Source organism: Tahibacter harae (assembly GCF_024437735.1).
Lineage (GTDB): Bacteria > Pseudomonadota > Gammaproteobacteria > Xanthomonadales > Rhodanobacteraceae > Tahibacter > Tahibacter harae.
Map to the genome: position 1 here is coordinate 21,400 of NZ_JANFQO010000024.1, position 17,071 is coordinate 38,470.

Below are 17,071 nucleotides of genomic sequence, written 5' to 3' on the forward strand. Positions count from 1 at the left end.
GCAGCACACGAGCCGCTGCCGCATCCGCCCGGTCAATCGCGCCGCAGCAGCTGCAGATAATTGCGCACCGTCGGCGCCAGGCCGTCATACAGCGCCTCGCCGATCAGCGCGTGGCCTATGGAAACCTCGGCCAGAAACGGAATCGCCTGGGCCAGCGCGGCCAGGTTGGCCTGGCTCAGATCGTGGCCGGCATTGACCCCCAGCCCTGCCGCCCGGGCACGTTCCGCCGTTTCCACGCAGCGCGCCAGCTCGGCCGCGACTGCGCCGGCCGCATACGCCTTGGCGAACGGCCCGGTATAGATTTCCACCCGCTGCGCGCCGAGTTCCGCTGCGCGCTCGACCTCGGCGCAGCCCGCGTCGACGAACAGGCTGACGCGGGCGCCGAGTTCGCGCAGCTGCGCGATCAGCGGACGCAGTTTTTCCGCATCGGCGACCAGATCGAAGCCGTGATCGGAGGTGATCTGCGCATCGCCATCGGGCACCAGCGTCACCTGTTGCGGACGTACGGCACGCACCAGTTCCACCAGCCCCGGATAGTCGCCGCGCGGCGGCGCGAAGCCGTTGCCTTCGATATTGAATTCCACCCGGCCGGCGATGCGCTCGGCCAGGGCATAGACATCGCCGGGCCGCACATGGCGCTGGTCCGGTCGCGGATGCACGGTGATACCGCCGGCGCCGGCCTCGATCACGCAGTCGCAGGCGCGCAGCGGATCCGGCTCGTGCTCGCCGCGGGAATTCCGCAGTACGGCGATCTTGTTCAGATTGACACTAAGTAGCGTCATGCTTGTTGTCCTTGAGAGGCGGTGGCGGCACGAAACGCGGGCGCTGTTCGCGCTCGGGCAAGGCCTCGATCGCCGCGGGCGGCGGCGCTGTCACGGGCCGCACCTGGGCCGGCGCCGCGGCGCGGCCCGTGGTGGTCGTCGCCGGCAAGGCCGACGCGGATGCTGCCGATGCGGGGACCGCTGCTGGCGCGGATACCGCTCGTACCGTTGAAACCGTCTGTGCCGCCGGTGCCGATTCGTTTCGCCCTGGCGCCGCCGGCCTGATCGCGGCGGCCGGCGCAGTGTGACCTACGGAGCCCAGCGGACCGAGTACCACTGGCGCCGGCGGCGCAGGTTCCGCCGGCTGCAACGCCGCAACAGCAGGCTGCCAGGGCGCCGGTGCGGCGGCTTGCGCCGGCGCGGTATCCGGCGGCGCAGCCTGCCGGGCCGCAGCGATTTCCGCGGCGCGGTGCTGTTGTTCGCGCTGCAGGCTCTGCACCACTTCCGGCGCCAGCGCCGGCCAGTGCACGCGCGGCAATTCGGCCTCGTCGCCCAGCAGCACCAGTTGCAGGCCGCTGACCGTGCCATCGGCGCCGCGCCGGGCGGCCAGTTCAAAATCGCCGTCGGCGCTGCCGAAATGATCGCCGCCGTAGGCATTCAGCTCGCGCCAGATACCGCCGCTGAATTGCAGCCCCGGTTTTTCACCGCAGTGGAAGCGCACCAGCACGTCGCCATCGACGCGGTAATCGCCGCAGAACGCGGCGAGTTGCCCGGCGCTGAGCGTCACCGGCGTGCGCGGCAGCTGCGGTGCGCGCGTGCTGAGGCGCTGCACTGGCACGATCAGGCCGTTCTCCACCCAGCGCAGGGCGTCGATGCGGCCCAGCGCGTCGCGCTGGAAATTCAGCTGGATCGCTTCGCCAGGCAGGTCGAACTGGTCCGGCCCCAGCGGCCGCAGGCGCGCGGCGAGGCGGCCGCTGGCCTGGGCGCTCAGGCCGGCCGGGGTAACCCGTATCAGCAGTTGGCTGCCGGGCGAAAATTCGTAGAGGCCGGCGTACTGCGCCGGATCCGCCGGCGCGGCGGCTTCGCGCGGCGGCAAAGTGGGCAGCGATCCGCCCATCAGCTGGGCCAGGCCCTGCGGTGTCAGGTTGGCGTCGGAATTACCGAGCAGGACCAGCGCGCGCTGCTGGTCGGTGCGGAAACCCAGGAAGACCGAATAGCCGCCGCGATTGGATTGCTGCCATACCAGCGGCCACTCCTGTTCGCCATCGCGCACCAGGCTGATGCGCCAGCCCAGGCCGGCATTGCCGCGGCGGTCCTGCGGCTGGCGCGACAGCAGCAGCGCCGGCCGCAGCGGCGAGTCGCCGGGCCGCAGCATGGCCTGCACCAGGCGCAACAGATCGCCGGCGCTGGTATTGAGGTTCAGCGGCAGGGCGAACTCCGCAGCCGGCGGCGGCAAGCTCTGGCGGCCGTCGTAGCTGCCGGGCACCAGGCCCTGCGCCGAGCCGCTGGTCTCGACCAGGCCCAGCGGGCCGGTGACTTCCTGCGCCAGCGCCGCCGCGTAGCCGCCGCCGTGCACACGGCCCAGTATCCAGCCCAGCAGCAATTGGCCCAGGGCCGATTCGCGCGCCGCAGGTTGTGGCGGCAGCTGATAATTGGCAAGGAATTCGAGCAGGTCGGTTTCGCGGTAATCGCGCCAGAGCTGGCCCGGATGACGCGGAAACAGGTTGGCCGGCAGCGGCGGCAGGCCGGAATCGTTGGTGGCGAGCTGCTGCAGCGTGATCGCGCAGACGCGCGCATCGGCGCAGGCGAAACCGGCAGGCAGGTAATCGGCGATGCGATCATCCAGGCGCAGGCGGCCGTGGCTCGCGAGCCGGGCCAGCAGCAGCCCGTTGTAGATCGCGCCGGCGTCGCCCAGGGCGAACCGCGCTCCCGCGCCGGCCGTGGTATCGCTATTGCCCGGCAGTGCCAAGCTGCTGGCCGCGCCGTCGGCATAGCCCGCAGCCACCAGCGGCCACACGCCGTGTTCCACGCCGCGCTGCAGCTGGGCCTGCAGCGCCGGCGGCAGGCCGGCGTCTTCGGCCAGGGCCGTGCCGCCCAGGCCGGCCAGGGCAGCCATCAGTAGTCGAGGTAGCAGGCGCATGACGCCCAAGCATAGCGTCTGGCATGCGCCGGCGGCGCGGGCCGGCATCACAGCCGACAACACGAACGGCCGCGGTGTTGCCGGCGGCCGTCGCGAAAAATCCAGAAAGAGCGCCACATCCGTGTGGCTCCAGGTTGCACCCTGTGGGAGGGGAGTGCGGGGTTTTTGAGCATTCCGGCGCGGGAAAGTTCCGCCGCGGCAACTAACTCCGCGCTGCGTTCAGCGGCAGTCGGCCGCGGTTTCCTTCCACACCACCGGATCCCAGTACTCGCCGCCGGCCGGACTGTTGCGCTGCTCCTCGTTGAGCTGCGCGGCCAGGTAGTAAGTGGTATTCGGCTGCACCGTTACGGTCAGTTCCTTGGCGCCGCTGTTGTTGATGCCGCTGCCGCGCTGGCCGAAGCGGCGGAAGGCGTTGTCGTCGATCTGCTCGGCGATCTTCAGCGTATGCGTGCCGGCCGGCACGCGGAACTGATGCACGCCGGTGGGGCCGGCGGCGTTGCCGTCGATGCTGAGCAGCTTCACGCCGTAGAGCTTGCGCTGGCGCGGTGCCGAATCGAACACATTGAGATGACCGCAGCCGGCCAGCGCTTCGGCGGATTCGGACTTGCGTCCGCTGCCGGCATTGCCGGCGGCGGCCAGCAGTTCGTCGCGGCCGACCTTCAGGTGGATGGGCGGCAGGGTGATGCTGCTCAGCTCACCGCTGAGCACGAGCTGCCTGTCGTCGCGCTGTACGGAGAACTCCAGCCGCGTGCCGTCGGGCAGGCCGTCGACCAGGGTGCGCATGGTGGTTGCGGCCTGGGCCCGGCCGGCGGCGTCGGCGCCCAGGCCGACCAGGCTGCTGCCGTTGATCGCGAGGATACGGTCGCCGGCCTTCACGCCCATGCGCTGGGCGCTGCTGCGCGGCGTCACGCCAAGCACGCGCAGGCCGTCGCGGGCGCGCTCGGCACTGGCGCTGTCCACCAGCAGGCCCAGGTTGGTCACGCGCCGCGCGGGCTCGTCCAGGGTGAAGGCGATCTGCTCGCTGGACTGCCCGGCGAAGGCGCCGGATTCGATCAGGCGCACCAGGGCCAGCTGCACTTCTTCGCTGAGGCGCTGCTCGCCCGCCGGCGCCTGCGCCAGCGCAAAGGCCGGGGCGAGCAGGGCGATCAATCCGACAACAGGGTGTTTGAACATCAACATCGTACTCTCCGCTCAAATCCGCGTGAGCTGCGCACCGTCAGCCGACAGTGCGATCAGGCTCGACAACACGGCATTGCGCTGTTCCCACAGCGGTGCCAATTCTTCTGCCGCCGCGCCGCGGTCGTAGGCCTGCTGCAGGGCCGTCTCGATCGCATGCAATTCCACTTCGCTCTCCAGCGGCGAGAAAGGCTGCGCCAGTCCCGCGTAGACCTGCTCCAATTCCTGCGATTGCCGCTCCAACTGCAGCAGGGCGCTGGGCCTGGCCGGCGCCGGCGGTGCCACCACGGCAACCAGACCGGCCACGGCAAGCACCACGCCGGCGGCGGCGCTCCAGTACGTCAGGCGGCGCTGCTGGCGGCGGCGCGCGTGGGCGGCCTCGATGCGCGCCCACAGCTGCGGCGGCGGATCGAATTCCGGCAGGCCGGCCAGGCGCAGCGATTTCAGACTCAACTCCTGCTCGGCCATGCCTGCAGCTCCACGTCGGGTTTGGTGTTCAGCCATTCCTGCAGCCGCTTGAGTGAGCGCGACAGGATGGACTTGGAATAACTCTCGGTCTGGCCGAACAACTCGGCCAGTTCCTTGTGCGTATAGCCTTCCAGCTCATGCAGCACGAGGATAAGACGTGCCCGCGGCGGCAGCCGTTGCAGCAGGGCCATCACGTCATGCACATCCGCGGCCAGCACCGCGCCGGTTTCCGCTGCATTGGCGAACAGGCGCTCGGGATCGTCCGGACCGATATGACGCTGGCTGCGCAACTGGTCTATCGCCGCATTCACCGTCATGCGCTTGAGCCACGCGCCGAACGGCGCATCGCCGCGGTACTGGCGCACGGCGTCCATCAGCTTGAGGAAGACATCCTGGACGATGTCCTCGGCGGCGGCCGGGCTGCCCAGTACGCGCATGGCCAGGGTGTAGCAGGGCCGGGCGAAAGTCTTGTAGATCACCGCATGGGCCGAGACGTCGCCGCGGCGCGCCCGCGCCAGGGTGACCGCGTCGATCTCCTGGGCGAAGCCGGATCTGGGTTCTGGGGAGTTCATGTTCATGCTGAAACCTCGGACGCTGCGGCGGCGCCGGCCGTCGCAGCCGGCCGGCATTTGCCGCTGCGTTCAGCCCCGCCGCGGCACGCGGATCTCCAGGATGCGCTTGCGCTCGACGTAGATGCGGGCCTGGCCGGTCTCGCGGGTGACACTGACGGTCACGCCGTCGCCGTCCACGGCGGCAATCTTGCCGTCGATCTCCTTGCCGGCGTTCGTTATCAACACAATGCGGCTGCCGACCAGGGCGGACAAGCCGCCGTAGGCGACCACGCTGAACGGGCGTTCACGCGGCGTGGTCTGGGTCTCGGGCAGGCGATCTATGCGCGGACCCTGCCAGACCAGGGCCGCGGTGGAACCCGGCGGCGGCGGCGGCGCCGACGGTATGCCGGCGATGCGCGGGTCTATGCGGGTATTGGACGGCCGCGCGGTGACCACGGCAGGCGCGGCGGGCTCGCGGGCTGGCAGGCGCTCCACGACGGGGCGGCTGCTTTCCGGCGGCGGGCTGGGCGGCGCGGCGGCGACGGGCTCGGCGGGTGCGGGCGCCGCAGGCGCGGGTTCCGCCACCGGCGGCGGCGCGGCGGGTGGTGCCGCTGCGGCCGCGGGCACGCCGGTCGTCGTCGCCAGCACCGGATTGGCTTCCGGACGCACGACCACGGTTTCCGGTTCCGGCTCGGCCAACGGATCGTGCACCAGGGCGCGGTCTATGCCGGCCAGGGCCTGTACCGGTTCGGCCAGGAAGAACAGCTTGAACAGCACCGGCGGCGCGTTGTTGTGGCGCGCGGTCAGGTTGAGCCAGCGCATTACTTCTTCGGGATCGTAGGTGTCGTACTGGGCCGGGGCGATGTCCTCGCGCGGCAGGCTCAACAGCTTGATCTGGCCGCCCTTGAGCTGCAGGTCGCGGTAGATCTCGACCACGCCTTCGGCCGGTACCAGGTGGGCCGCCTTGAGGCGTTCCTGCACCGCGGCGATATGGCGTTCGACGAACGTGTCCACGTCCACGCCGGTCTGGCGCGCGCAGTACTTGTTGCGCTGATCCAGATAGCCGGTGTCCTGGTATTCCACGTCGGCCGAGGCGATGCGCAGCGCCTCGCGCGCCGCCGCGTCGTCGAGCAGGCGCAGGGTGAACGGCTTGAGTTCCAGGTGCAGGCGCAGCGCGGCGAACGGCGCGTTGCCGATGCGCGCATCGGCGCGCAGTTCGGTGCCGGCGCTTTCCAGGCGGTAATCCAGTTCCAGCTGCGGCAGCGCCGGCTGCACGCGCATGGACTGGTATTCGCGCGGACCCAGCCGCGCCGGTTCGCCGCAGGCGAAGGTCTCGAACGGCACCAGGCTGAGGGGGCCGAACCAGGGCGGATCCGTGCGCATGGCCAGGCGCTCCAGCGCCGGCAGGCTCACGTCCCTGAGGCGCAGGCCCAGCTGTTCGGGTACCGAATCATCGCGCGTGATCGCGCGTCTGAGCAGCCAGAGCAGGCCGGGCGGACGCAGGCTAAGCTCGGCCGCGCTGAAGCTGGCGATCTCGTGCCCGGGCCTGGGCTGGAAGCGCACGCCGCCGAGGTGGATCTCGCCGTTGAACGATCCGCTGGCACTGGACCAGCTCAGCGTGCCCCAGCGCGCCAGACTGGCCGCCAGCCACTGCGCCTGCTGCTGCGCCGCCGTCCATAAGGCGAGCTTGAGCGCGATCGCGAGCACGACAGCCGACAGCAGCAGATTGCGCAGCAGCTTCCACATGTTGACGGCTGATCTCGGCGACGCGGGGTTTAACCGGAACTTAGCCCGTTAGGGCGTGAGCCACAACTGGCGATTGGCTTGGTCGCCGGTCACTGCGCTGTCATGTTTCACGCCTGCGCCAGAACTTGCGGCGGCAGGCGAAAACGGCGCAGCGTGCGCGCCTGGCCGTACCAGGCGACGTGTCCGTTCCAGGGCGCCGCGGCACTCAGCGCATGCACCTGCCAGTGCTGCGCCTCGCCGCCGTCGGCGGCGATGTGCAGCAGCTGCGCCGGCACTCCGGCGGCGAATTCCAGCCGCTCCAGACCGAAGGCGAGGCCGCGGCCCAGCGCCTTGAGCACGGCCTCCTTGGCGGTCCACAGGTGCAGGAACAGCGCCTCGCGCGCCGCGCCTTCGGCGGCGGCGACGGCGTCGGCCTCGCGCGGACAGAAAAAGCGCCGCGCCAGTTCGGCATGCCGCCGGCGCCGGCCCGGGCGCTCCAGATCCACGCCCAGCTCCAGTCCCGGCGCCAGCGCGACCACGGCGGCATCGCCGCTGTGGCTCAGGTTGAAACCCGGGCCGCCGGCCAGGCGCGGCTTGCCGTGTTCGCCGGTGTCCAGGTCGGCGCTGCCGACCGGCCGCCCGCAGTAGGCCGAGAGCAGGTGCAGCAGCAGGCGCTGGGCCTGCACGCGCGTGCCGGTGCTGGCGGAAAATTCACAAAACCACAGGTGGATCTCATCGGCCGCCAGCGGCTGCGGGGCGGTGGCGGGCGGGAAGGGCTGGTCCATGCGGCATGCTTGGGCCGGCGGCCGGCGGCGGTCAAGCACGGCGGCGCGCATTCACTACAATCGGGCGTCCATCCGGGGAATTTCGCAATGATCGCAGGCTGGGTCTTGCTGCTGGTGTCGCTGGCCTACGTCGCCCTGCTGTTCGGCGTGGCCTACTGGGGCGACACGCGCCCGCTGTATCCGGCCCGGCCCGGGCTGCGGCCCTGGGTCTACAGCCTGGCCCTGGCGGTGTACTGCTCCTCCTGGACCTTCTACGGCGCGGTGGGCAGCGCCGCCAGTTCCACCCTGGCCTATCTGCCGATCTACCTCGGGCCCATGCTGCTGTTCCTGTTCGGCAGCGGCCTGCCCGAGCGCCTGACCCGCGTGGCCAAGGCCAACAACATCACCTCCATCGCCGATTTCATCGGCTCGCGCTTCGGCAAGTCGCACGCGCTGGGTGCGCTGGTCACGCTGATCGCGATTGTCGCGGCGATTCCCTACATCGCCCTGCAATACAAGGCCGTGGCGCTGAGCATCGGCGTGCTCAGCCGCGGCGAGCTGGCCCGCGAAGGCGTGGACCTGCTGCACGACTCGGCCTTCTACACGGCGCTGATGCTGGCCCTGTTCGCCATCCTGTTCGGCACGCGCCGGGTCGATGCGACCGAGCACCACCACGGCATGGTGCTGGCCGTGGCGGTGGAATCCCTGGTCAAGCTGATCGCCTTCCTGGTCATAGGCCTGTACGCCCAGCAGCACCTGGCCGATCTGCCCGCGGCGCAGGTGGACCTGCGCCTGGATGCGCAGCTGCCGCCAGCGTTCCTCGCCCAGACCCTGCTCGCCTTCACCGCCATGTTCTGCCTGCCGCGCCAGTTCCACGTCGGCGTGGTCGAGTGCGAGGACCCGCAGGACGTGCGCCGCGCGCGCTGGCTGTTTCCGCTGTACCTGCTGCTGATCTGCCTGTTCGTGCCGGTGATCGTCGCCGCCGGACGCAGCGCGGCCGCGGGCACCGGCCTGAGCCCGGACGTGTGGCTGCTGTGGCTGCCGCTGGCCCACGACAACAACGTGCTGGCCCTGCTGGCCTATATCGGCGGCTTCTCCGCCGCGACCGGCATGGTCATCGTCGCCTCGGTGGCGCTGGCGACCATGATCTCCAACGACCTGGTGATGCCGGCCCTGCTGCGCTGGCGCGCGCTGCGGCTGGACCAGCGCCACGATCTTTCCGCCGTCGTGCTCGGCGTGCGCCGCGTGGCCATCGTCGTGATGGCCTTGCTGGCGATGGCCTACTACCGCGCCATGCCCCAGGGCGAGCAGCTGGCCTCGATCGGCCTGCTCTCCTTCGCCGCGGTGGCGCAGTTCGCGCCGGCCATCGTCGCGGGGCTGTACTGGCGCAGCGCCAGCCGCGTCGGCGTGCAGACCGGGCTGGCGGTGGGCTTCGTGGTCTGGGCCTATACCTTGCTGCTGCCCAGCCTGTCGGTGGCCGGCTGGATGGACACGCGCTGGCTCAGCCACGGCCCCTGGGGCCTGGAATGGCTGCGGCCGCAGGCCCTGTTCCAGCTCAGCGGCTGGCATCCGCTCACCCACGGCACCTTCTGGTCGCTGCTGGCCAATACTGCCTGCTGCCTGGTGCTGTCGCTGCGCCACCGGCCGAGCATGGAAGAGCGCCTGCGCGCAGCCAGCTTCCTCGATCTTTCCGCCGACCGCAGCAGCGGCGTGGTCGGCGAATGGCGCGGCCGCGTCAGCGTGGCCGACCTGCGCGCCATCGTCGGCCGCATCATCGGCGAACGCGGCGCACGGCGCGCCTTCGACGACTACGCCGCCGCCACCGCCAAGCCGCTGCAGGATGCCGCCGCCGCCGACCGGCCGCTGCTGCAGCACAGCGAGCGCATCCTGGCCGCGTCCATCGGCGCGGCCTCGGCCCGGCGCATGCTGACCAGCGCGCTGCGCGGCACCGGCCTGGATTTCAGCGAGGCGGTGGCCCTGCTGGACGAAGCCTCGCAGGAATTGCGCTACAACCGCGAGCTGCTGTCCACCACCATGGAGAACATCTCCCAGGGCATCAGCGTGGTCGATGCGGACATGCGCCTGGTGGCATGGAATCGCCGCTATATGGAAATGTTCGGTTATCCCGACGACTCGGTCTACGTGGGCCGGCCCATCGCCGACCTGATCCGCTACAACGCCGAGCACGGCGAATGCGGCCCGGGCGAGGTGGAGACGCACGTGGCCAAGCGCCTGCAGCACATGCGCGCCGGTACCGCCCACGTCTACCAGCGCGTGCGCGCCGACGGCAGCGTGCTGGAGATGCGCGGCCAGCCCCTGCCCGGCGGCGGCTTCGTCACCACCTTCACCGACGTCACCGATTACAAGCGCGCCGAGCAGGCCCTGCGCGAGGCCAACGAAACCCTGGAGCAGCGCGTATCCCAGCGCACCGCCCAGCTGTCCAACGCGCTGGCCGCGCAGGAGCGGGCCAAGTTCGAGGCCGAGGCGGCCAACCAGTCCAAGACCCGCTTCCTCGCCGCCGCCAGCCACGACCTGCTGCAGCCGCTGAATGCGGCCAAGCTGTTTACCTCGGCGCTGCGCCACCAGCCTGGCCTGGATGCCGAATCGGCCCAGCTGGCCGAACGCATAGACACCGCCTTCCGCGCCGCGGAGACCCTGCTCGACGCCCTGCTCGAAGCCTCGCGCCTGGACGCCGGCAAATACCGCCCGGATATCGCCAGCGTCGCTTACAACGAAGTGGTCGAGCCGCTGCAGCAGCAGTTCGCCATGATCGCCGAGCGGCGCGGGCTGGAGCTGAGCTTCCACCCCAGCCGTGTCGTGGTGCGCACCGACGCCCACCTGCTCAGCCGCATCCTGCAGAACTTCATTTCCAACGCGCTGCGCTATACCCGCAGCGGCCGTGTCGTAGTCGGCGTGCGGCCGCGCGGGCCGGATGTGCTGATCCAGGTCTGGGACACCGGCCCGGGCATAGCGCCGGCCCAGCTCAAGCGCATCTTCGACGAGTTCCAGCGCCTGGATCAGGCTTCGCCGTGGGGCGAGCAGGGCCTGGGCCTGGGGTTGTCGATCTGCGAGCGCATCTCGCGCATCCTGGGCCATCGCCTCAGCGTGCATTCGCAGCCGGGCAAGGGCAGCTGCTTCGCCGTGCGCGTGCCGGTGGTGACGCGGCGCGCCCGCGATGCCGCGCGCAGCAGCCGCGAACGCGAACCGGCCAGTGCCGATCTGTCGCCGCTGCATGTGCTGTGCCTGGACAACGAGCCGGCGATCCTCGAAGGCATGTCCGCCCTGCTCACGCGCTGGGGCATGAGCTGCGATCTCGCCGCCAGCCTGGACGAGGCGCGCGCGGCCATCGCCCAGCGCCGGCCCGACTTGATCATCGCCGACTTCCACCTGGGCACGGTGCAGGACGGCATGGACGCCCTGGCCGAACTGCAGGGCAGCCTCAGCCCGCCGCCGCCGGCCGCGCTGCTGACCGCCGACCGCAGCCCCGAACTCAAGCAGCGCGCACGCCTGCGCCGCTACGCCCTGCTGCACAAGCCGGTCAAGCCGGCCGCGCTGCGCGCACTGCTGTCGGCCATGGCCAGGCTGGCGCCGCTGCGGAATCCGCCGTGAGCCGCGCCGGGCGGTTCCGGCCCGCGCTGCGGCGCCTGCCGGTCGCGGTGATGGTTGCCGCCGGCGCGGCGGCGGTTGCGGCCCCGCCGGCGGCTGCCGATGCGCCGTTCACGCCGCCGCCGGCCGTACCGGCAACGCCGCCGGCCGGCGCGGCGACAGCGGTCACGCCGGCCGCGCAGAAAACCGAACCCTTCGACGACCGCTGCATGTCCGGCCTGGCCGCGGCCGATCGCCAGCTGATCCGCGCCACGCGCGCGCGCCTGCGGCGCTCGGCCCCGGGCGAGGCGCCGGCGGCACTGTTCCACAACAGCGCGCGCTGGGGCTGTGCGCGCATCCGCTTCCGCATCGACGCGGCGGGCATGACGCAGGAACTCAAGATCGACCACGCCTGGCCCGACTGGACCTATGCCCGTGCCGCCTGGCGTCTGGTGCAGGAGCTGCGCTTCCTCCCGTCCCAGGCGGCCGCCGGCGAAGCGGCACTGATCGTGATTAATCTGGCCGGCGGCGACACCAGCGACTGAAGCGCTGCGGATCGCTGCGCCTGACGTGTTCGCGCCGGCACCCGCGGGGCGGCCGTCCGCCGGCGCATGTCACTTTTGTTGCGGCTGCCGGGGCTGCGCAGTAAAAACCGGCTGTCCGTCGCTCCGGGAAGAGCCGTCATGCGCCTGCCGCTGCTGTGCCTGTCCGCGCTGTGCTGCGCGCTGCCGTTCCCGCAGGCCGCGGCCCTGGACGAACCCATGTTCGGCGACGGTTTCGACAGCGGCATCGGCTTCCGCACCGTGCGCATCCCCGACCGCAACGACGCCGTTGCGTGCAGCGGCGCCGCCAATGCCTCGGCCCGCATCGACCGCGTCTACCTGGCCCAGACCCACGTGCTGGAACCCGAGCACCCGCTGTTCGTGCTGGCGGCGCGGCGGCCGGCCCTGCTCAAGGTGAACGTCACGGGCAGCGGCGCTTCGCCCCAGGTACGGGTCAGCGCGACGGCCGGCGCGGTCGCTCTGGGCAGCCTGTGCCTGGCCGGCCCGGCCAGCCTGCCGGCGAGCGTGGACACCGCCACCCAGACCCGCGCCGACAGCTTCACCGTCACCCTGCCCGCGGCTTGGCTGCAGCCCGGCCTGGCGCTCACCGTCACCGCCGGCGGCGCGAGCCGGGTGCTGGATGCGGCCACGCTCAAGGTTGGCCCGGAACCGGTGCTGGCCCTGCTTGCGCCCGACCTGTACCTGTTCGGCGACCAGCAGCCCACGCCCAAGCCGCCCAATTGGGAAATCCAGTATTTGTCCACTTTGATGGCGAGCGCGCTGCAGGTGTCCACCCTGGCGCCCATCGTCAGCGACCGCCTGCCGATAGAACCGCGCAGCGACGGCCGCGACGGCTTCGGCGTCGCCGCGCCGCAGCCGGCCCTGATCGCGACCACCGCGCCGAGCTGCACCGCGGCCCAGGCTGGCGCCGGCAACTGCACGCGCTATGGCGGCTATGCGGTGCTCAACGGCGCCCGCGGCGTGCTCGGCGCGATACGCAATGCCAACGGCCTGGAACGCTATGCGCAGATCTACGGCACGATGGCGGCGAACACCCACGTCGGCGGCGGCCTGGCCGGCGGCGGTGTCGGTGCCGGCGACGACTACGGCCTGACCTTCAACCACGAGATGGGCCACAGCGCCGATATGCCGCACTGGGGCACCAGCTGGTACGGCCGCGTGGCCGCCGACAACAGCCAGAAACATCCGTATGCGGGCGAATACGGCAGCCTGCCGGCCAATCCCACCGGCGGCGGCTTCGGCAACAGCTGGGGCTACGACCTGGCCGCCGACCGTTTCATCGCGCCGGTCTGCGCCGGCACCGGCAAGGAGCGCCAGGAACCCATGCAGCGCAGCGGCAGCAGCTGCCTGCCGGCGGGCCAGGCGTATGACTATTTCAGCGACTATTCCTCGCTGTTCCTGTTCCGCTTCCTGGTCGGCGCGGCGGAAACCTATGCCGGTACCGTGGCCTATCCGCGCGATCCTTCAGGCAATGCCGCCGCCACGCCGTTCAGTTTTCCCGGCAAGGGCGGCCGTGTCGTCGCGCTGCAGCCGAACCGGCCGCAGCCCTTCCTGAAGAAGTGGGATGCCGCGCTGGCCGACTACGTCGAGCAGGCGCCGCCGGCGCTCAGTGCCAACCAGATGAAGCACTACTACCCGCAGCGCCACAACACCAAGGTGGTGACGATCTGGGGCTCCTTCAGCACCACCACGCCGGCGGCGCGCATGATAGGCCCGCCCATGCACTACACCGGGCATCTGAAGAAAACCTGGAACCCGAGCGATCCGGCGGATTTCGCCGACATCAAGAGCTGGATTTCCGGCGATGCCTTCTGGTGGGGCGCCGACCTGGTGCTGCGGGTCAACTACAGCGACGGCAGCTTCCGTCAGGCGGTGCTGAAATACGCCCCGCGCGGCACCGATCCGCTCGATGGCGACAGCTTTGCGATCTGGGCAGTCAACTTTCCCGACGACAGGACCCTCGTCGGCGCCCAGCTCTTCCACCGGCCGATGGAAGTGCGTTATCCCGGCACGGTCTCGCCCTACAACATCAACCAGACCGGCAATGCCACGACTGCGGCGAACTATCTGGACGGCGCGCCCGTAGTTGCCACCTGGCCCTGAGCCGGACCTGGCCGCCGGGGCGGTTTCAGTCGTGGTGTTCCCGCGTCGGCGGCCGTTCCAGCCAGGCGTGGCGGCGGCTTTCGTAGACGGAAATCCAGGCCGGCGGGAAATCCGGATCGGCGAAGGCGCCCACGGGAATGGCGATCAGGTCGGGCTGGGCATCCAGCTGGTAGTGCACGGTGGCGCCGCAGTCGGGACAGAAATAAAAACGCAGCAGGCCGCCGCTGTCGCCGCGGCGCACGAACTCGCGCGCGACGCCGCTGATGCGCACATTCGCCCGCGCAAAGCGCGCCTGGGCCGAAAACAGCGCGCCGGTGCGGCGCTGGCAGGCCAGGCAATGGCAGATCGACACACGGACCGGCTCGCCTTCCACCGTCACGCGCAGGGCGCCGCAGCTGCAGTGGGCTTCTCGCGTGGTCATGCGGCGCTCCGGTTTGCGGCAATGCCAAAGACGGGCGGCGTATCTGCGCCACCCGCAGGACAGCAGGCTACTTCGGCATGGCCAGATTGTCCGCCTGCAGCGGCTTGCCCATGCCGCGCGGTGTGGTTTCGATTACCGCATCGGCCGGCAGCTCGCCGCCGCCATCGAGTTTGGCCCAGACCCGGTCCAGCGCGCTGTAGACGTAAGGCAGCAGCGGCAGGTAATTGGCGCCGTACTGCGGCAGGCCGAGGAAGGCGTCGAAATGCTGCGCATGGCGCACCTGCCAGTAGCGCACATCGCTGCCGGCGGCCTTGGCCAGGGCGACATACGGCGCGCTGCTGAAGGCGGCCGGCACCAGGCCGTCGTCCAGGCCGTGGATCACGAATACCGGCAGGCCCTTGCGCGGCGCCGCGGCGCGGGTCTGCGCGATGCCCTGCTGCACGCGCGCGGCCGCGGCATCGCTGCCGCTGGCGAGGGCGCGCAGGCAGCCCAGGCCCTTCCACGGCGCCGCCGCCTCCGCATCGACGATGCCCACGCCGGCGCCCGGCGGAATGCCGCTGCCGTCGGCCCACCAGGCCGCACGTTCGGCCGGCGTGGCGGCACGGGCGCTGCGGTCGGCGTTCACCGCGGCGAAGCGGTAGCCGCAGGGCTCCTCGCCGGCGGCATAGCGGCCGTAGGCGGCGGCATAGGTCACTGCGACCGCGCGCCACAGATCGAAGGTCACGCTGATGGAGCCGGCGCGCAGGGCTTCGTCGGTCCAGCCGCTGGCGTGCAGTGCGGCATAGGCGGCCTTCTGCTGTGCGGCCAGATCGGCGCCCTGGATCAGTCCGGCTTCGACCAGCGCCGTACAGCGCGCCGCGATATCCGGCACCGCCGGCAGGCCGAGCTGGGGCAGGGCGCAGGGCATCAGCAGGGCGGCTTCGGTGGTGTAGTCGTAGAGCGCGCGCGCGCCCTGCACGTAGACATTCGGCTCGCCCGCGACCACCGCCGCCAGCCAGTCGCCGTCCAGCTCCGCCGCGCGCAGCACCGCACCGCCGCCGTTGGAAATGCCGACGGCGATCACGCGCGTATTGGCGAAAGTGAACGGCGCCTGCTGCGGCAGTGCTTCGTTGAGCGCCTGCAGGCCGTATTCGGCCGCCTGTTTCACATGGCGGCCCCAGTCGGCCTCGGGATTGTCCTGGGAATGGGCATGCTTGAAGGCGATGCCGCTGCCCGCTGCGGTTTCCGGCTTGAACGCGAGCACTTCGTCGGCGCCGCCCAGCGTGCCGTCCACGCGCACGCCGCGTTTCTCGGCCAGGTCGTAATAGTCCGTGCCCGCGCCCTTGTCGGTATAGGCCACCGCGCAGCCCTTGGGCAGGCCCCAGGCGCCGGCGACGGCGATGGCACCGTAGATGCCACGCGAACCGGACGAGGCTGTCACCACCAGGCAGCGCTTCTTCGCGTCGAAGCGGTCGGGAATCTGTGCCAGTACGCGGTGCGGCTGCTTCGCGCCCGGCAGCCGCGCCAGGGCCTGGAATTCACGCCCGGGCACGGCGGCCAGGGAACCGTAGACATCGCCATAGCCGCCGCCCGGCGCGAGATCGGCGATGCCGCGCCAGTTCGCCCACAGCGCGCGGCGGCGCAGTTCGGCCGGCGTGGGCGCCTCGGGCTTGGCAAACGCCGGCGGCGCCATGCCGCGCAGGCCGTCCAGGCCCAGGCCCGCGCTGAGCAGGTCGTCGCCGTCACGGTGCTCGCTGACACGCTGGGCGCTGAACATGGCGGCATCCTCCGGGGCGCCGCGCGGCGCAGGCTGGGCGGTGGGCGGACTGGCGGCCGGCTGGGGAGCGGGCGCGGCCGGTGCCGGGGCGCGCTCGCAGCCGGCCAGCAGGGCGAGCAGGGCGAGGGCGGAGGAAATGCGCGTCATCGGTCTGATCTTCATACGCCCACCCTAGCAAGCCCGATATCCTCGACTATCGTACTTTCGTACCAAGCCAGCGTGCAGGGTGCTTGCTAGGCTTGCGCCAGGAGAAAAACCCATGACCCATCGCTGCATTCTCATCACCGGTGCCGGCAGCGGCATCGGCGCCGGCATCGCCACGGAACTGGCGGCGGCCGGCCACCATATCGTGCTTACCGACCTGGACCGCACCGCAGTCGATGCGGTCGCCGCGCAGATCCTCGCCGCCGGCGGCTCGGCCGAGGCCGTGGCGCTGGACGTGACTTCCGACGACAGTGTCGCCGCCGCCCTCGCCGCGATCTCGCGCCCGGTCGACGTGCTGGTCAACAACGCCGGCCTGCAGCACGTCGCGCCGCTGGAAGAATTCCCCATCCAGAAATGGGATTTCCTGATCCAGGTGATGCTGGTCGGCGTAGCCCGCCTGACCCGCGCTCTGCTGCCGGGCATGCGCGAGCGCGGCTTCGGCCGCATCGTCAACATCGGCTCCATCCACTCGCTGGTGGCCAGCCCGTTCAAGAGCGCCTACGTCGCCGCCAAGCACGGCCTGCTCGGTTTCTCCAAGGTGATCGCGCTGGAAACCGCCGATACCGACATCACCATCAACACCATCTGCCCGACCTACGTGAAGACGCCGCTGGTGGACAAGCAGATCGCCGACCAGGCGCGCACCCGCGGCATACCCGAAGAAAAAGTCGTCAGCGACGTCATGCTCAAGCCCATGCCCAAGGGCGTGTTCATCGGCTTCGACGAACTGGCCGGCATCACCGCGTTCCTGATCTCGCCGCCCGCGCGCAACATCACCGGCCACACCATCGACGTGGACGGCGGCTGGACGGTGCAGTAACCGTGACGGGCGCAGGCCGGCGCCGGCACATATT

The 17,071-nt window shown here is 70.8% G+C and carries 13 protein-coding genes; 4 read left to right on the plus strand and 9 right to left on the minus strand.

Features of this window, described 5'->3' with window-relative positions:
- Positions 1-32: 32 nt before the first annotated feature.
- The 7 genes from NM961_RS20175 to NM961_RS20205 form a co-directional block, all read right to left on the minus strand.
- Positions 33-782 (minus strand): pyridoxine 5'-phosphate synthase, encoded by a 750-nt coding sequence (locus NM961_RS20175; protein ID WP_255916226.1) that lies wholly within the window; start codon positions 780-782, stop codon positions 33-35.
- Positions 769-2,877, minus strand: coding sequence for a serine hydrolase domain-containing protein (locus tag NM961_RS20180; RefSeq protein WP_255916227.1), 2,109 nt, complete (start codon positions 2,875-2,877; stop codon positions 769-771). The genes NM961_RS20175 and NM961_RS20180 overlap by 14 nt, the downstream gene beginning before the upstream one ends.
- A 243-nt stretch (positions 2,878-3,120) precedes the next feature.
- Entirely contained in the window at positions 3,121-4,080 is a 960-nt protein-coding gene (locus NM961_RS20185; protein WP_255916228.1) for a PDZ domain-containing protein, read from the minus strand.
- A gap of 12 nt (positions 4,081-4,092) precedes the next feature.
- The gene (locus NM961_RS20190) at positions 4,093-4,545 is read right to left on the minus strand and encodes a hypothetical protein (RefSeq protein ID WP_255916229.1); all 453 of its coding nucleotides are present in this window, start codon (positions 4,543-4,545) and stop codon (positions 4,093-4,095) included.
- Positions 4,527-5,123, minus strand: coding sequence for an RNA polymerase sigma factor (locus NM961_RS20195; protein ID WP_255916230.1), 597 nt, complete (start codon positions 5,121-5,123; stop codon positions 4,527-4,529). The genes NM961_RS20190 and NM961_RS20195 overlap by 19 nt, the downstream gene beginning before the upstream one ends.
- A 63-nt stretch (positions 5,124-5,186) precedes the next feature.
- A complete protein-coding gene (locus NM961_RS20200) occupies positions 5,187-6,842 on the minus strand; it encodes a hypothetical protein (RefSeq protein WP_255916283.1) in 1,656 nt (551 codons plus the stop codon).
- Between the two features lie 107 nt (positions 6,843-6,949).
- Positions 6,950-7,606 carry a 4'-phosphopantetheinyl transferase family protein gene (locus NM961_RS20205; protein ID WP_255916231.1) on the minus strand — a complete coding sequence of 219 codons (657 nt, stop codon included), beginning with the start codon at positions 7,604-7,606 and terminating at the stop codon, positions 6,950-6,952.
- A gap of 87 nt (positions 7,607-7,693) precedes the next feature.
- Here NM961_RS20205 and NM961_RS20210 point away from each other — a divergent pair, with 87 nt between their 5' ends.
- The 3 genes from NM961_RS20210 (at position 7,694) to NM961_RS20220 (ending at position 13,836) form a co-directional block, all read left to right on the plus strand.
- Positions 7,694-11,194, plus strand: coding sequence for a hybrid sensor histidine kinase/response regulator (locus NM961_RS20210; protein WP_255916232.1), 3,501 nt, complete (start codon positions 7,694-7,696; stop codon positions 11,192-11,194).
- Entirely contained in the window at positions 11,191-11,715 is a 525-nt protein-coding gene (locus tag NM961_RS20215) for a hypothetical protein (protein ID WP_255916233.1), read from the plus strand. The genes NM961_RS20210 and NM961_RS20215 overlap by 4 nt, the downstream gene beginning before the upstream one ends.
- A 138-nt stretch (positions 11,716-11,853) precedes the next feature.
- Positions 11,854-13,836: a M66 family metalloprotease gene (locus NM961_RS20220; RefSeq protein ID WP_255916234.1), complete on the plus strand. Its 1,983-nt coding sequence runs from the start codon at positions 11,854-11,856 to the stop codon at positions 13,834-13,836.
- Between the two features lie 25 nt (positions 13,837-13,861).
- Here NM961_RS20220 and NM961_RS20225 read toward each other — a convergent pair whose 3' ends face one another.
- Both NM961_RS20225 and NM961_RS20230 read right to left on the minus strand, forming a co-directional pair.
- Positions 13,862-14,257 (minus strand): GFA family protein, encoded by a 396-nt coding sequence (locus NM961_RS20225; protein ID WP_255916235.1) that lies wholly within the window; start codon positions 14,255-14,257, stop codon positions 13,862-13,864.
- Between the two features lie 67 nt (positions 14,258-14,324).
- Entirely contained in the window at positions 14,325-16,175 is a 1,851-nt protein-coding gene (locus NM961_RS20230) for a 3-hydroxybutyrate oligomer hydrolase family protein (RefSeq protein ID WP_255916236.1), read from the minus strand.
- 97 nt (positions 16,176-16,272) lie between these two features.
- Between NM961_RS20230 and NM961_RS20235 the strand changes: the two genes are divergently transcribed.
- Positions 16,273-17,037 (plus strand): 3-hydroxybutyrate dehydrogenase, encoded by a 765-nt coding sequence (locus NM961_RS20235; protein WP_255916237.1) that lies wholly within the window; start codon positions 16,273-16,275, stop codon positions 17,035-17,037.
- Positions 17,038-17,071 lie beyond the last annotated feature (34 nt).

Coding starts and splice junctions, on each gene's coding strand:
- NM961_RS20175 (WP_255916226.1), bottom strand. CDS start 782: ATGACGCTACTTAGTGTCAATCTGAACAAGATCGCCGTACTGCGGAAT.
- NM961_RS20180 (WP_255916227.1), bottom strand. CDS start 2,877: ATGGCTGCCCTGGCCGGCCTGGGCGGCACGGCCCTGGCCGAAGACGCC.
- NM961_RS20185 (WP_255916228.1), bottom strand. CDS start 4,080: ATGTTGATGTTCAAACACCCTGTTGTCGGATTGATCGCCCTGCTCGCC.
- NM961_RS20190 (WP_255916229.1), bottom strand. CDS start 4,545: ATGGCCGAGCAGGAGTTGAGTCTGAAATCGCTGCGCCTGGCCGGCCTG.
- NM961_RS20195 (WP_255916230.1), bottom strand. CDS start 5,123: ATGAACATGAACTCCCCAGAACCCAGATCCGGCTTCGCCCAGGAGATC.
- NM961_RS20200 (WP_255916283.1), bottom strand. CDS start 6,842: ATGTGGAAGCTGCTGCGCAATCTGCTGCTGTCGGCTGTCGTGCTCGCG.
- NM961_RS20205 (WP_255916231.1), bottom strand. CDS start 7,606: ATGGACCAGCCCTTCCCGCCCGCCACCGCCCCGCAGCCGCTGGCGGCC.
- NM961_RS20210 (WP_255916232.1), top strand. CDS start 7,694: ATGATCGCAGGCTGGGTCTTGCTGCTGGTGTCGCTGGCCTACGTCGCC.
- NM961_RS20220 (WP_255916234.1), top strand. CDS start 11,854: ATGCGCCTGCCGCTGCTGTGCCTGTCCGCGCTGTGCTGCGCGCTGCCG.
- NM961_RS20225 (WP_255916235.1), bottom strand. CDS start 14,257: ATGACCACGCGAGAAGCCCACTGCAGCTGCGGCGCCCTGCGCGTGACG.
- NM961_RS20230 (WP_255916236.1), bottom strand. CDS start 16,175: ATGAAGATCAGACCGATGACGCGCATTTCCTCCGCCCTCGCCCTGCTC.
- NM961_RS20235 (WP_255916237.1), top strand. CDS start 16,273: ATGACCCATCGCTGCATTCTCATCACCGGTGCCGGCAGCGGCATCGGC.